We start from the raw sequence: 15762 nt of genomic DNA on the forward strand, positions 1-15762 counted from the left end.
CGGTTCAAAACTCATTCAGCCCCAATCAAAAAACTATGTCAGTTTTCGTAGCAGTAGACCAAATCGAAAAAGTATTTGACCTAGCCGGCGGCAACAAATACATAGCCCTCAAAGGCATCGACCTCCAAATCAAAAAAGGCGAATTCATCTCATTAATTGGACACTCCGGGTGCGGCAAATCAACCCTATTAAACATGATTGCCGGCCTCGACTTACCCACCGATGGAGTCGTCACCCTCGAATCCCAAAAAATCACCGGCCCCGGCCCCGACCGGATGGTAGTATTTCAAAACTACTCCCTACTTCCCTGGTTAAACGTCCGCGAAAATATCACCCTCGCCGTTGATGAAGTTCTCGGAAACCTCTCCAAAGAAGAAAGACGCAGCATCGTAGAACATCATATCGACATGGTAGGTTTAAGACCCCACGCCGATAAACAACCAGGGATGCTTTCAGGGGGACAAAAACAGCGAGTTTCTATTGCTCGCGCCTTAGCAATTCGCCCAAAAGTGCTGTTATTAGATGAGCCTTTCGGCGCCTTAGATGCCTTAACTCGTGGCAACTTGCAAGAACAATTAATGAGAATTTGTGAGGAAAACGAAGTTACAGCAGTTATGGTGACACACGATGTCGATGAAGCGGTATTATTATCCGACCGCATCGTGATGTTAACCAACGGGCCCGAATCAAAAATTGGCCAAATTTTAGATGTAGATATCCCACGCCCTCGCAAGCGTATGGAAGTAGTAGAACACCCAAGCTATTATCGCTTGCGGAGTGAAATGATTTACTTCCTTAACCAACAAAAACGTATCAAAAAATTGCGGGCGAAAAAAGCAGGCGCAATTGCCCGTCATGGCTTGGAAAAAGTTAATTTGGAAATTGGCTTTGTTCCCCTGTCTGCCTGTGCACCCCTTGCCATCGCCAAAGAAAAAGGTTTCTTTGCCAAACATGGTTTAGATGAAGTAACTTTAGTGCGGGAAACAAGCTGGCGCGGGATTGTTGATGGCATCGCCGGCGGCTTTTTAGATGCTGCTCAAATGCCTTCAGGAATGCCGGTTTGGATGACATTAGGTGGCCACGAAAATCGCCCGGCGCCGGTGGTTTCTTCCCTGACAATGACTCGTAACGGCAACGCAATTACTCTTTGCAAACGCTTTTACGAACAAGGCATTTATGGATTGGCAGACTTTAAGAAAATGCTCTTAGAATCGCCAAATTTACAACACCGCATGGGGGTAGTTCATCCTTCCTCAATGCACAATTTATTGCTGCGTTATTGGTTAGCTGCCGGTGGAATTGACCCCGATCACGAAGTCCACCTCACCAACCTGCCACCGGCCCAAATGGTAGTAGACTTACAGGCCGGTAGTATCGATGGTTTCTGCGTAGGCGAACCCTGGAGCCTACGAGCCGCAATGGAAAATGTCGGTTTCACCGTAGCAACCGATCTGGAAATTTGGCCCGGCCACCCAGGAAAAGTATTAGGAGTAAGGGAAGATTGGGCAAATGCCTATCCTAATACGCACATCGCCTTAGTGAAATCACTCTTAGAGGCCGGTCAATATTGCGCCGATCATGCCAACGACGAAGAAGTGCGTCAAATCGTCGCCAGTCGAGAATATCTCAGCACCAACGTCGATTATATTCAACTCGGCGACCCCTCCTCAGCCGCGTGCAGTTTAGACCAACCCATGCGAGAATACGCCCATCATTTATTCTTTGGTGATGGTGTCAACCGGCCCTCTCGCACAGAACACCTCTGGCAAATGACCCAAATGGCTCGCTGGGGTGATGTTCCCTTCCCCCGCAACTGGTTAGAAATTCTCGAACGAGTTTGTCGGGTTAATGTCTTTAGCACCGCAGCCCGTGAATTAGGCGTGTTGGATATGAAATATAATCGGGGTACCATCCAACTTTTTGACGGGACAAAATTTGATGCTGAAGACCCAATCGGATATCTCAACAATTTGAAAATTAAACGCGATTTCAGCGTTGCCGAAGTTGTCATCGATTCCCGCCGGCCCGCTGCTTAATTGATTCTTGGTCATTTGTCATTTTTGCCTAGTCAATTGTCTTTACTAATGTAGGGGCGCGACCAAGAGTAGCACAGGCTTCATGCCTGTATGCAAACCTCAACTTTTGACCAATGACCAACCACTAATCAACCGTTCACCAACCATCACAAATAACCATGCAATCTGTGAAAACTAACGCCACCTCTACTCAAACTGGTAAACAACCCCAAAAAGCTCCTCCCAACCGGCAGCCTTATCTAATTGTTGATAACGTCACCAAAGTTTATAAAACTCCCAAGGGGCCATTTACCGTACTTGATGGAGTCAATTTGACAGTCAATGAAGGTGAATTTATCTGTGTGATTGGTCACTCTGGTTGTGGCAAATCTACCCTTTTAAATATGGTGTCTGGTTTTTCTACCCCCACCACCGGCCAAGTACGTTTAGAGGGTCAACCCATCGGCGAACCAGGCCCAGATCGCATGGTAGTATTTCAAAACTATGCGCTTCTACCTTGGTTGACAGCTTATGAAAATATTTACCTGGCAATTGATGCCGTTAACCCCAATAAATCAGAAGCAGAAAAAAGAGAAATTACTCAAAAACACTTGGCAATGGTTGGCTTAACCGAAGCCGCCCATAAAAAACCAAGTCAAATTTCTGGGGGGATGAAACAGCGGGTTTCAATTGCTCGCGCTTTAGCAATTGCACCAAAAGTCTTAATTTTGGATGAACCCTTTGGCGCGCTGGATGCTATTACCAAAGAAGAACTACAAGAAGAATTACTCAAAATTTGGAACGACAACCGCGCCACCGTTTTGATGATTACTCACGATATTGATGAAGCCCTATTTTTGGCTGACAAATTAGTGATGATGACCAACGGGCCGGCGGCGAAAATCGGCGAAATTTTAGAAATTCCTTTCCCCCGTCCCCGCGACCGCGCCCGGATCATGGAAGACCCCACATATTACAAACTGCGGAACTATGCCTTAGACTTCTTATATCATCGTTTTGCCCACGATGACGATTAATAAGCTTTTAGGTATGCCCACCGATATTTGTTGGTGGGCATACCAAAAGTCTCGAATATGCCATTATTTAAAAAATTATTCCACCCAATGAAGCACTATAATAATCAAGATGAAAAGTTTTTGCACTGGCTAGAGTACCTAGAAACTGCGGTTTCTAAAGTTCTATCAGTGGCAATGGTTATAGTGATATTAGTTTCTATTTGGAATTTAAACGCCTTTCTGGTGAAGGAGTTATTTACAACTCCCCTCGACGATTTTGGCAAAACTTTATTTAAAACTTTTGGTTTATTTTTAAACGTCTTAATTGCCCTAGAAATTTTAGAAAACATCACCGCCTACCTGAAAAAGCACGTCATCCAGGTAGAATTAGTGATTGTCACCTCAATTATTGCGGTGGCCAGAAAAATTATCATTTTAGACTTAGAAAAAATCGAAGGGGTTCAAATTATTGGCTTAGCTTTCTCAATTTTAGCCCTCTCCACAAGTTACTGGATTATCCGCCGGATGCACAAAGGCTAAAAACTCAAAGGCTAAAAACTAAATCGTCAACCAAACTACAAAAAAATCGTTAACCTGAAAAGGAAGTTTTGACCCATGAGCCCCGCACTTTATGACTCAGCAAACAAAAAGCAAACGCGCCTTAGTGTTTGTCAACCGGCAAGCCAGACAAGGAGGCGATAAAATCAACGAAGCCCTAGAACAACTAGAAAATTTAGGCTTTGACTTACTCGAAAAAAAAATAAAAAATGCCGATCAAATCCCCGGAGTCATTCGTAGCAACCAAGATAAAGTCGATTTAGTGATTATTGGCGGCGGTGATGGCACCATGAATGCCGCCGTCGAAGGTTTAGTGGAAACTCAATTACCGCTGGGAATTTTGCCCCTCGGAACTGCAAATGATTTAGCTCGAACCTTGGGAATTCCTACCACATTACCCGAAGCTTGTCAAGTGATTGCCAGCGGAAAAATGCAGCGAATAGATTTAGGCTGGGTGAATGGAAAATATTTTTTTAACGTCGCAAGTTTAGGATTAAGCGTCAAAATTACCCGCCAACTCACCAAAGACATCAAACAAAAATGGGGAGTATTGGCCTATGCCATAACAGCGAGTAAAGCTGTCTGGGAATCAAGACCCTTTAATGCTTCAATACGAATCAACGGAGAAGAACCAATTTTAGTAAGAGCGCTTCAAATAGCTGTAGGCAATGGCCGTTATTATGGGGGTGGAATGACCGTAGCCGAAGATGCAGCCATAGACGACCGGCGCTTGGATTTATATAGCTTAGAAGCAAAAGACTGGTGGCATATTCTCGCCCTGATGCCGGCCATGAGACAAGGAAATCACGCATCTTGGCCAGGAGTGAGAGCCTTTCAAGGACAAGAAATAGAAATTACAACCTATAGCAAAAAACGTCCAATCAACACAGACGGCGAAATTACAACCACCACCCCCGCAACTTTTCGCGTTATCCCTCAAGCATTGCCGGTGTATGTGCCATAATGCCATAAAATTGTTGTGGCCCAAAAAACTAAAACTGGGAAAAGCGTCAAAACAAGATAGTCCTGCCCTAGTGCAAAGACTACAAAATGACGCTCCATATTAAAAAGCCAACCCCACCTTAATCTGTTCTGAAAACGGGGTTTGGTCATGGTAAGTTTGAGGCTAAGAGAGAATAGGAGTTCTGATGAATAGCCAACCACCGCAGTCCGCTGCTACCCCAATGAATGCCGCAACTTCGGCAAGTACGCCGATTAACGCGCCCACCGCCCAAAAACAACAAACAAGAACGCCCTTAGTGCTTAAATCGATTATCAGCATCGATTTGGGCCGGACAGCCACAAAAACTTGTGTAGGCCGAGACGAAGGCACGGTGGCCTTTATTCCCGCCAACGCAATCCAAAAGCCGGTGCAAGACTTACGCGGCGGTACTTTTGAAGTGCGTCCCACTGATCCTTTAATGGATCTTTGGCTTGAGTATCAAGGCAATGGCTATGCACTTGGTCAACTCGCCGCAGACTTTGGGGCGAAGCTGTTCTCAGACGGCGGATCTGACAGAAGAGATAAAGAATCAAAAACCGAAAACGCTCTGGCTAAAGTTTTGGGCTGCATCGGCTATTTCTCTAAAGAACTGAGAGACAAAGACGACCTTTCTATTGTCATCAGTTTGCCCTACTATTCTCAAGAAGAATTTGAGCGGGAAAAAGAAAAACTGATTAGCCAACTTACCGGCCCCCACACGATGGTATTTCGTGGCGAACAAATGAACCTGAACATCACGAAAGTTTGGGTGATTCCTGAAGGCTACGGAAGCTTGATTTGGTGTGAAGCACAGCCGAAAAGAAGCGCAAGCGCAACCCCAGCCCCCGATTTCAGCAAAATCTCCGTTGCCATTGTTGATATCGGGCATCAAACTACTGACTGTCTGATGGTTGATAATTTCCGGTTTGCACGGGCTGCATCTAAAAGCGAACCGTTTGCTATGACAAAATTTTATGAACAAGTGGCGGCTCAAATTGAAGGAGCAGATCCTCAATCTTTGTCGTTGATTGAAGCTGTCAACCGGCCACGCGGTGATCGCTTTTATCGTCCAAGGGGCGCTCTGAAACCGACCAATTTGGATGATACTCTCCCCAACCTCAAAGAAGGTTTCTCCCGCGAAATTTGCAACCGCATCTTAGATTGGCTGCCAGAACGAGTAACCCACGTTATCTTAACCGGCGGTGGCGGAGAATTCTTCGCTGAAGATATCGAACGTTTACTCAAAGATGCTCGCATCAATACCTATTTAGCTGCGCCTTGCCGCCAAGCTAATGCCCTCGGACAATATATTTACGCAGAAGCTCAACTGGCAGCACCCTCTGCATCTCGCCAATAAACTTTAAAGCTGATGTTTCAGTGGTCAAATAAAACGACAAACAAAACGGTCAGCTTCTCTCAAGAGGTCACTGATCGCACTTTGCTGAAGATGATTGAAGAGCAAATCATCAACAATCCTCACAAAACGTTCAGTGATCTTTGCAAGGAGGCTCTTTGGCACTTGTTAGGAGTGCCAGAGTCTTTGCGTCCCAGCCCCAAAATTGGGGAAATGGAACAACAAATCGCCGCCTTGCAAGCTCATGTTATTGAGTTGGAGCAACGTTTGCAAGCAAAAGAAGTCATCGCCACTCCATCGGCATCACCAGCAAATTCTGTCGATCTATCAGGGTTTAGCGAACGGTTGACTCAACTGCAAAGGCAATTTAATGGCTTTGAGCAAAGGACGCTTAATGATGTGTCGGGCCGGTTGGCTAGTTTGGAGCGCCTGGTTAGCCAGTTACAACAGCAACAACACAACCAACCAACACCGCCACCACCAGAACCTCAGCCTGCGGTAACGCAGAGGCCGGTGACTCCCCAGTGGGGAGGTGTATCATCCTCGCAACCGGCCTCAAAACCTGAATCAAAACCTGAACCACAACCGGCTCATAGTGGGCCGGCAGAGCCATCCGATCCTGTATTGGAGCGCCTCAAAGGATTGATAGCAGATGATTTTTAAAACAAAAATAGGTTGGCTAAAAACTATAAAAACCAACCTATTTTTTATTTTTGGCTAATGCGAATAACATAAGGTTGATATTTCTTTTCTTGATAAGAACCAACCCAAACTTGATAAGAACCTGCTAACCATTCACCGCTAATTCCCGAATTTTTGCCACGAGTGGGAGCATCATCATTACACCAACTACCCCCCGGCCCGCGCACCACTAAAGTTGTATCATCTTCACTTTCTACTTGCAAACTAAGCTGTTTAAAAAAAGCCTTTAATATAATCACATGATCCGCAGCTTCATCAACAAAACCCACACAAGAACCAGTCAAACTTTCCTTCCTGCCCGCAATACCACTCGCCGCAATATCACCACCACTAATACCCCGAAGGATAAAAGGATCAGGCTTAAAATTCAAATTGAGAGTAACATTTGCAAACAACCCCACAGACCGAACTTGAGCAACAACAGGAACCTGACAAAATAGAACCAAACCAACCACAACCAAACCCAAAAAAACAAAGCGGCAATCCTTAAAATTTTTCACCCATTTATATAACATACCGCCCTTACCAAACTACACTTTAAAATTATACAAAAAAACTCAAGAACCCATCAGTGGCTCAGCCATCCTGCCTGCTTTACATCTGCGTTAATCTGCGTTAATCTGCGGTTTAAAAAAACCCCAACCGATGCCACCAAATAGAGAGGGTGAGCCAATGCCCACCCCATCGTGCTTAATTAATTAAGACTCAGGAGAATTTCCACCGGCCACTTGTTCTTTAACAGACTTAATTTGAGCAGCCAACTCTTGCCGACTACTAGAAGTCAGCAAATAACGATAAACAAACCAAGCCGAATAACCAATACCAACAACCTCAAACAAGCCGCCCAACAAAGGCAGACTATTAAACACATCCAGCGTAGCTTGTAACAAACGCAAACTAAGCAAAGCCAGAACAATTAAACCTAAAGTTTTCAGAAGCTTTTGATATTGATTAAAAAAGCCACCGATATAATCAGGTAAATCAGACAAAATTGAGACAAAAGCCTGACCCACTTGTTGAGCCTCTTCTTGGACTTGTCCAGTTGTCGGAGCACTCATTTCCACCCGTGTTGTAACGGGAGTAGTCTCAACCACAACGGGAGTGGGTTCTGGGTTCTCTGTAACAGGACTTGGTGCCGGTGTTTCGGGGGTTTCGCTCATAGCTTCCTTCTGGGGTTCGTGTTGAATTTGGACGCCTGCAACCTTTTCTAAACGCACTCGATCTTGAGCACGTTGATTGAGGAGTAGCCAAGATTGTATCAGGTCAGGCCCGTGTACCTCGCCGGTCAAAGCTGCCCGCAGAGAGCGCATTACAACGCCTTTTTTGACGTTTTGCTCTTTTGTGACTTTTTTAATAATTTCTTGAGCCTCCGCCTCAGTGAGGGGAGAATTTGGGGCTAAGTTGCTCAAAATTGCTTGCAATACAGCCTTTGAGCCTTCTTGCTGTAATTGAGTATTAGCTTCTTCTGTGACTTCAAAGCTTGGTACAAAAAACACCTTACTCATTGCCACCGCTTCATCTAAGCGATTGAGGGAGGGGCCAATGAGTGTGGTAAGTTGTTCTAACCAGGGCCGGTCTGTTTCGGCGTTAAATTCATAACCGGCTTCTTGCCAATAAGAAATCAGCAAATCAGTCATTTGCGCTACCGGCATTTGACGCAGATATTGACCATTAATCCACGTCAGCTTATCCCAATCAAACTTAGCACCGGCCTTATTCACCCGTTCAAAGTTAAATTTCTCGGCGGCTTGAGAGAGGGTAAATAATTCTTCCGCATCCGGCGAAGACCAACCCAGCAATGTCATGTAGTTTACAAGTGCTTCGGCGGTGTAGCCCATTTTCTTGAAATCAGAAATCGAGGTGACACCATCGCGTTTAGAGAGTTTTTGACCGGCTGTGTTTAAAATCAGCGGTGTATGGGCAAATTCGGGGACATTGGCACCAAAGGCTTCATAAAGCAAAATTTGTTTGGGGGTATTGCCGATATGATCTTCGCCTCGGATGACGTGGGTAATGCCCATTTCGATGTCATCTACCACGACTGCTAAATTGTAAAGAGGTTGGCCAATTTCGCCATTTTTGGCGGCGCGGGCAATCACCATATCACCGCCGAGGTCGTTGCCTTTCCAGGTAACTATGCCGCGTACCATGTCATGCCAGCTTATTTCGCGTTCGTCGTCTATTTTAAAGCGGATGACGGGGCTGCGTCCTTCGGCTTCAAAGGCGGCAATTTCTTCGGCTGTGAGGTGGCGGTGCCGGTTATCATAGCGGGGGGCTTGGTTATTGGCTTTTTGCTCTTCCCGCATTTGGTCGAGTTCTTCGGTGGTGCAATAGCAGCGATAGGCGACGCCTTTATCTATTAAGGTTTGTATTTGCTGGCGATAATAGTCTATGCGCTGAGATTGAAATACCGGCCCGACGTCCCAATTTAATCCTAGCCAAGTCAGGCCATCGAGGATATTTTGGGTATATTCTGGTTTAGAGCGTTCGAGGTCGGTGTCTTCAACTCGCAAAAAAAAGGTGCCGTTTTTGGAACGGGCATATAGCCAGTTAAATACGGCAGTTCTAGCGGTTCCGATATGCAGATTGCCCGTTGGACTTGGGGCAATACGAACTCTTACTGTCACAGCAGGTTTCTCCAAGAAATAAAATAAATACAGCAGGCCGGCAGATATTATCATCTTCTGACGCAGCGGCCTATTTTAAAACTTTAAACTTCTTTTGCCTGCAAGGTTGGGGCAGGGCCGGCAATCACAGGCGATACTGCTGCGCCACTTTCATAGAGGGCTTTTGGATTTTTTGTTTTTTTTAACGGGACTGACGGGGCTCGAACCCGCAACTTCCGCCGTGACAGGGCGGTGCTCTAACCAATTGAACTACAGTCCCTTGTGTTCCGCGAAATCTAGTATTGCTTATCTATTTGGGGTTGTCAAGGGGTTTTGAAAAAATTTTTTCGGGATGGTGCCAGTGGACATTTTTGGGCCTGCATACAGGCGAGATTTTGGGCCACTGTGGCACCGGCCCCGCGAAGCAGTGGATAGCCCTGCGGGCGGTTATAAGATTAAAGGGTGGATGTGTTTTTTTTGGAAAATTGAGGAGTGTTTATGAGCAAGTTTGCAAAAGTGGTTTGGGGTTTGACTTTGTGTGTGCCGGTGATGTTGGCTGGGGTTGAGCTAAAGGCGCAAACTACGGCCTCTAATTTGTATGATTTGGAATGTCAAAGTAAAACTCCTGAAATTCAAAGTCCTCTTAAACTTACGGTTCCTCGAAAAGATGTTCGTATTGGGGAGAGTAATTACGATGAAGTGGCTTATTTACACAATAAATATCTAGCAGATTTTGGGGATGTTTTAGACCGCAGTGAGTATGGGGCTGAGGTTACTTGTAAGTTGCCGGCGGGGGTTTCTCAACTTAATTTGTCTTTTGGGTTAGATAAGGATAGTGATGAGACGGATAGACAAGATATGGTTGTGCTGGAAGTTTATGCGGATAGAAATATGATTGACCAAATTTATATTGGCCGGCAAACGGAAATTCAGCAGAGAGTTCTTGAAATTCCCAATTCTCAAAATATTACGCTAAAAGCGAGTTGTGTTAATCGGGTTTGGTGGAATAATTGCCCTCGTTTGTCTTTTACAGAAATGTGGGTGAATTAAGGGGGGATGGGTGATTGATTAAGTGCCAGCAATATTACATTCTGTGCTTGGAATATTAATAGTTGAACAAATGGCGGTGTGGCTGATAGTTAAACAAATGCTGAAACAAGGGCATTTAGTTGCAGCACAGCAGGTTTAACAGTAAACTTTGTCCATTAGGTAATATTAGAGGCCGGTTAACCGAGATGTATAAATTTCTTTCATAAACCGGCCCTAATTAAATTTTCTGTAGAACTATCCTGCAAAAATTTAACTAACCAATCTTTAATTAAATAAGTAGCACGGCAATCATCCTCATTATATTGCTCGATGGCTGTTAAATAATCACGATTGCCGGTTTTCAACCACTCATCATACCAGCAAACACATTGAGCGCCATTCCCTTGGGAATTTCGCCACTGAAAACCCATCCACCGCGCTAAACTTTTGAGGGAATAACTTTCTACGGGCAAAATTGTTGTGCGAGTAATTCTTTCATGGATATCAACACACCGGCTCAGCAAAGGAAGCCAACGGTTTGCAGGAGTATGATAGCGTCTAGCCAGTTGTTTAATAGTTTGAGCCTCAAATTCACAAAAATGATAAATTGGGGCAGTTGGATATTGCCAAACAAGCTCTAAGAACTCTTCCCAAATAACCCCCTCATCTGCCGGAGTTTTGGCAAAAAAAGGATAAAATTGTTGGGTATCCGTAAGCCGGTTAACAACTAAAACGCCGTGCAAAAAAAACAAATTTAATTCGGGCTCAGCTTCAATATCAAAATACATTTCTACCGGAGCAGTTGGCAAGTCTTCCCCAGAAAGAAAAAAGGCTGCCGGTGTGACAAATGCCTTATTTTCTATAAAAGCTTTTGCCTGCAAAACTAACTGCTCAGGGATAGATTCTGGAAACTCTGGTTCCTCCGCAAGATCAGCCGGCTCAACCTTGGCAAGGGCTTCGAGAGTAGTAATATTTAAGACTTTTAATTTAGCATAGCGATTTGGTGTAATGCCTGGTATTAAAGAAAGATGACAACCTTCCGAAGCAACTTGATAACAACTGCTATACCAACGACAATTACTGCAAGGATGACGAGAGATAAAAACTTCTGGTTCTTGACGCCGGCGGAGCATCTCGATACACTCATTGAGGCGCTCGTGCATTTGCGGTAAACGCTGTTCTAAATTTACAGGATAATTGCGGCGAGAACGCAAAAAAAGAAAGCCGACATCGGGGAGAAAATTTTGCGTCAAAGAAAGCAAATAGGCGTGAAAAGCTACAGCAATTTGATAATCTAACTTTGGCCGTTTACTGAGTTTTATTTCTGCCGGCAAATAACACCAATCTCCAAACACGGAATTCCCCGGATACTTAATTAATAAATCGGGTGTGCCGGTAAGGGTAAAATCGCCGTAATGTTCTGCCAGCAAAACCCCAGAATAAATCATATCAACACCTTGCTGCATAAGTTCAAGGGTAGCTTGGGCACCGGCGGCGACATCGTGACGAGGATATTGTGGCTGATGATAAGACAGTAGGGAAAGAACAGACAGCCGATGTGCTATGGTATCTTGTTGAAGCTTGCGTAAAAAATCAGTTTGAGGGTCTTGCTTTTCGGCATCTCCCCAAACATCTAAGTAAGCTCGCCTTGGACAACGCTGATATTGAAAAAACAACTCATCATTCAATAGCATGAATTTTTCCTGTATCCCAAAAAACAGTCTAAGCTAGTTAATAAATTTCGACCCATCTGTGTCAATTTGTATTTATCTGTGGTTAAATTAAAACCTCATAAACAATCCCAAACAATTATGAATCACCGGCAACATTTCCCAGCATTAACAAACAAAGCTTATTTTAATTATGGCGGCCAAGGGCCACTTTCAAAACAAGCCCTAGAAGCTATTGTGACATCATATAAGCAAATCGAACTGCGAGGGCCGTTTTCGGCAGAAGCAAATGCTTGGATGACAAAAGAAGCCGAGGAAACGCGCTGCATGATTGGGGGGGAGTTGGGGGTACCCGCATCAAGTATTACGCTCACAGAAGACGTGACAGTGGGGTGTAATATTGCCTTGTGGGGCATTGATTGGCGTCCGGGGGATCATTTGTTGCTCACAGACTGCGAACATCAAGGCGTTATCGCAGCGGTGCGGGAATTGCAACGCAGGTATGATATTGAGGTATCAACTTGTCCGTTGAAAGCCACTTTAAATGAAGGCTCGCCCCTGGATGTAATTGCTCAATATTTACGCTCAAATACTCGTTTGGTGGTGATTAGTCATATTTTATGGAACACCGGCCAAGTTTTACCTCTCGAAGAAATTATCCAGTTATGTCGCAGTCATTCTACATGGGGTCAGCCGGTAAGAATTTTGGTGGATGCGGCACAATCTGTGGGAGTTTTACCTTTAAATTTAGCACAATTAGAACCGGATTTTTATGCGTTTACCGGCCATAAATGGTGGTGTGGGCCGGCTGGTTTAGGCGGTTTATATGTTCATCCAGCAATTTTAGAAAGTGTCCGTCCTACTTTTATCGGCTGGCGTTCCGTTAAAGTTAATTCTCAAGGCGAACCGGTGGAGTTTAAATCAGATGGCCGCCGATTTGAAATTGCTTCGTCTTCTACTACATTATATGCCGGTTTACGAACTGCAATTGCTTTGCATCACGAATGGGGAACCACTGAGAAACGTTATCAGCGTATTCGGGAGTTAAGTAAGATTCTTTGGGAAAAATTAAATAATTTGGCAGGAGTTTCTTGTCTAAAAAAATCTCCCCCCGATGCCGGTTTAGTTTCTTTCCAATTGCATGAAACCCAGATAGAATCTGGCAGAACTCACGACGATTTAGTTAATTATTTAGAAGAGAGAAATATTATGGTAAGAACCTTATTAAATCCTGATTGTGTGCGGGCTTGTGTGCATTATTTTACCCTCGAATCGGAAATTGATCAATTAATAGAGGCGATTTTAGATTTTCAGGCAAAGTAGGCAATATTAAAAGCCTAGAGACTATATCCAACCTCCTAAACACTTCTTACAAAAATATGTCAAAAGCTCTTTATATTGCCATCACAAATCACGGTTTCGGCCATGCAGTTCGGGCGGCATCTGTAGCAGCGCAAGTGAAAAAAATTAACCCAGAAATTCCCATAATTTTCGTAACAACTGCACCACGTTGGTTATTGGAATCTTATGTTTCTGGTGATTTTATTGTTCGTCCTCGCGCCTTTGATGTGGGGGTTGTTCAAAGTGATAGTTTGAGTATGGATCTACCGGCCACGTTAGAAAAACTCAAAGAAATTCGCAAAAAGCAACATTCTTTAATTGCTTCTGAAGTTAATTTTATTAAGCTAAATAAGGTAGGTTTAATTTTAGCAGATATTCCTCCTTTAGCTGCACCAATTGCCAAAGCTGCGGGAATTCCTTGTTGGATGATGAGTAATTTTGGCTGGGATTTTATTTACCGGCCTTGGGGGGGTGAGTTTACAGAAATGGCTGATTGGATCAAAGAATGTTTCAGTCAATGTGATGTCTTATTCCGCTTGCCTTTGCATGAAGAAATGGGGGCTTTTCCTGATATAAGAGAGGCCGGTTTAACAGGAGGAACTCCTCAATTTAGTGATGAACAAATCCGGCAAAATTGGGGAATTACGGCACCGGCAGAAAAAACTATTCTACTTTCCTTTGGAGGCTTAGGATTAGCAGAAATTCCCTATCATAATTTGGCACATTTTTCTGATTGGCAGTTTATTACATTTGATAAACAAGCGCCTGACTTGCCAAACTTAATTAAAGTCCAAGATAAAACCTTGAGGCCGGTGGATTTTATGCAGATATCCGGGCGAGTAATTTCTAAACCCGGATATAGCACATTTGCGGAAGCTTTGCGCTTAGATACACCCCTCATTTCTTTAACGCGAGAAGGCTTTGCCGAGTCACCTTTATTATTAGAAGGCTTGCAAAACTATGGGCAACATCAAATCATTTCCCCAGCCGAATTTTTTGAGGGAAATTGGGAATTTCTTCACCAGCCGGTTAACTCCCCCCGCCTCTCAGAAAAACTCGATAAAAATGGCACTGAAACTATCGCCCAAGCAATCGTTAACTATCTGTAAAACCCTCCTAAAATCCCCATAAATATCAGTGTTAATCTGCGTTTATCGGCTATAGGATGCGGTTAAAATTAAACCTCAGACGCAAGCAGATAAATGCCAGTTTTTTCCATCCAGCTATAGGGGAAGTTCAATAATAAAAGTAGCCCCCGCACCAACTTCACTTTCACAACTTAACCTACCCCCATGCTTTTCCACTACTATTTGTCGGCTGATATGTAAACCTAAACCTGTGCCGGTGCCCACCGGCTTTGTGGTATATAAATACTCAAAAATCTTGTGTTTTACAGCCTCCGACATACCAGGGCCATTATCAGAAATACGAATTGCTACACTATTATTAGCTGGCATAACTTCCGTACTAATTCTAATTGTGGGGATAACTTTTTCAAAATCCAAATTCCCCATATCAAAAGCATCTATAGCATTAGCTATGATATTCATAAACACCTGGTTAAGCTGGCCGGCAAAACACATCACTAAAGGCAAATCGCCATATTCTTTAATAATTTCAACAGTAGGCCGGCCATCTTTTCCTTTGAGTCGGTATTTTAAAATCAGTAGCGTACTTTCGATACCATCGTGAAGGTTAAACGCCACCTTATGATCCGCATCCGAACGAGAAAACGTCCGCAGAGACGTACTCAAAAAACATATTCTGTCTGTGCCCTCTCGCATCGAAGAAATCAAAAGCGGCATATCATTGATTAAATCATCCAAAGCAATCTCTGTAATTTTTTTCCTAATTTCTTCTGTCGGTTCAGGATAGTAGGTTTGATACAGTTCCAGTAACTCAATTAACTCTTGCAAATATTCTTCGGCAATGCCAATATTGCCCGTAATATATCCCACCGGGTTATTAATTTCGTGCGCCACACCGGCCACCAACTGACCCAAAGCCGACATTTTTTCACTTTGAATAAGTTGTGTCTGCGCCGCCCTTAACTTTTGCTGATTTTCGCGGATTTCTTGAACTTGTTTTAACGCCCGACTAATCGTAATTTCTAAATCCTGAAAATCAATCGGTTTATTGAGAAAATCAAACGCCCCCCGGTTCATAGCTGTTCTAATATTTCTCATATCTCCATAGGCAGATAACACAACAGTTTTAATTGTTGAGTCAAAAATTCCAATTTTTTCTAACAGCGTTAACCCATCCATTTCTGGCATATTAATATCAGTAATTACCAAATCCACCGGCCCTTCCACTTGTAACTTATCCAGGGCATCTAGCCCATTTGCTGCAAACAATAACTCCATTTCTTTAGCGCGAATTTGTTTACGAAAATGCCGGCGAATCAACGCTTCAAAAGGTAATTCATCATCAACCAATAAAATTTTCGGGATCATTTAGCTTTACTCCTTAATATTTACTTTGCGCCC

General features: G+C 43.9%; 13 protein-coding genes, 1 tRNA gene and 1 pseudogene. 9 read left to right on the forward strand and 6 right to left on the reverse strand.

The genetic code is table 11. The features are described from left to right. Positions 1-35: 35 nt before the first annotated feature. The 6 genes from NG798_RS02275 to NG798_RS02300 all read left to right on the forward strand — a co-directional run bounded on the left by NG798_RS02275 (position 36) and on the right by NG798_RS02300 (position 6588). A complete protein-coding gene (locus tag NG798_RS02275) occupies positions 36-2036 on the forward strand; it encodes a nitrate ABC transporter ATP-binding protein (RefSeq protein ID WP_261220174.1) in 2001 nt (666 codons plus the stop codon). Between the two features lie 158 nt (positions 2037-2194). Next, positions 2195-3052 (forward strand): nitrate ABC transporter ATP-binding protein, encoded by an 858-nt coding sequence (locus NG798_RS02280; protein ID WP_261220175.1) that lies wholly within the window; start codon positions 2195-2197, stop codon positions 3050-3052. A gap of 87 nt (positions 3053-3139) precedes the next feature. Next, complete coding sequence (locus tag NG798_RS02285; protein WP_317619542.1) at positions 3140-3571, forward strand: phosphate-starvation-inducible PsiE family protein; 432 nt, start codon at positions 3140-3142, stop codon at positions 3569-3571. A gap of 91 nt (positions 3572-3662) precedes the next feature. Further along, complete coding sequence (locus tag NG798_RS02290; RefSeq protein ID WP_261220177.1) at positions 3663-4553, forward strand: lipid kinase; 891 nt, start codon at positions 3663-3665, stop codon at positions 4551-4553. 184 nt (positions 4554-4737) lie between these two features. Further along, the gene (locus tag NG798_RS02295) at positions 4738-5928 is read left to right on the forward strand and encodes a ParM/StbA family protein (RefSeq protein ID WP_261220178.1); all 1191 of its coding nucleotides are present in this window, start codon (positions 4738-4740) and stop codon (positions 5926-5928) included. Between the two features lie 90 nt (positions 5929-6018). Next, a complete protein-coding gene (locus NG798_RS02300; RefSeq protein WP_261220179.1) occupies positions 6019-6588 on the forward strand; it encodes a hypothetical protein in 570 nt (189 codons plus the stop codon). A 44-nt stretch (positions 6589-6632) separates the two neighbouring features. Here the strand turns inward: NG798_RS02300 and NG798_RS02305 are convergent, their stop codons facing one another. The 4 genes and pseudogenes from NG798_RS02305 to NG798_RS02320 form a co-directional block, all read right to left on the reverse strand. Next, positions 6633-7142: a hypothetical protein gene (locus tag NG798_RS02305; RefSeq protein ID WP_261220180.1), complete on the reverse strand. Its 510-nt coding sequence runs from the start codon at positions 7140-7142 to the stop codon at positions 6633-6635. Positions 7143-7325: 183 nt separating this feature from the next. After that, complete coding sequence (locus NG798_RS02310) at positions 7326-7787, reverse strand: CAAD domain-containing protein (protein ID WP_317619554.1); 462 nt, start codon at positions 7785-7787, stop codon at positions 7326-7328. A 39-nt stretch (positions 7788-7826) separates the two neighbouring features. Then, positions 7827-9254: pseudogene (gene gltX / locus NG798_RS02315) on the reverse strand (glutamate--tRNA ligase); the annotation flags it as partial. A 185-nt stretch (positions 9255-9439) separates the two neighbouring features. Beyond that, positions 9440-9513: transfer RNA gene (locus NG798_RS02320), tRNA-Asp, on the reverse strand. A gap of 218 nt (positions 9514-9731) precedes the next feature. Here NG798_RS02320 and NG798_RS02325 point away from each other — a divergent pair. Next, the gene (locus NG798_RS02325; protein ID WP_261220181.1) at positions 9732-10283 is read left to right on the forward strand and encodes a hypothetical protein; all 552 of its coding nucleotides are present in this window, start codon (positions 9732-9734) and stop codon (positions 10281-10283) included. A 200-nt stretch (positions 10284-10483) separates the two neighbouring features. Here the strand turns inward: NG798_RS02325 and NG798_RS02330 are convergent, their stop codons facing one another. Beyond that, positions 10484-11956 (reverse strand): TM0106 family RecB-like putative nuclease, encoded by a 1473-nt coding sequence (locus NG798_RS02330; RefSeq protein ID WP_261220182.1) that lies wholly within the window; start codon positions 11954-11956, stop codon positions 10484-10486. 117 nt (positions 11957-12073) lie between these two features. Here NG798_RS02330 and NG798_RS02335 point away from each other — a divergent pair, with 117 nt between their 5' ends. Next, the gene (locus NG798_RS02335) at positions 12074-13255 is read left to right on the forward strand and encodes an aminotransferase class V-fold PLP-dependent enzyme (RefSeq protein ID WP_261220183.1); all 1182 of its coding nucleotides are present in this window, start codon (positions 12074-12076) and stop codon (positions 13253-13255) included. Between the two features lie 56 nt (positions 13256-13311). After that, on the forward strand, positions 13312-14382 hold the full coding sequence (locus NG798_RS02340) for a glycosyl transferase (RefSeq protein ID WP_261220184.1): 1071 nt from the start codon (positions 13312-13314) through the stop codon (positions 14380-14382). A gap of 114 nt (positions 14383-14496) precedes the next feature. On the opposite strand, the gene NG798_RS02345 is transcribed toward NG798_RS02340, so the two are convergent. Then, positions 14497-15729 (reverse strand): response regulator, encoded by a 1233-nt coding sequence (locus NG798_RS02345; RefSeq protein ID WP_261220185.1) that lies wholly within the window; start codon positions 15727-15729, stop codon positions 14497-14499. Between the last annotated feature and the right edge of the window lie 33 nt (positions 15730-15762).

Source organism: Ancylothrix sp. D3o (assembly GCF_025370775.1).
Classification (GTDB): Bacteria; Cyanobacteriota; Cyanobacteriia; order Cyanobacteriales; family Oscillatoriaceae; genus Ancylothrix.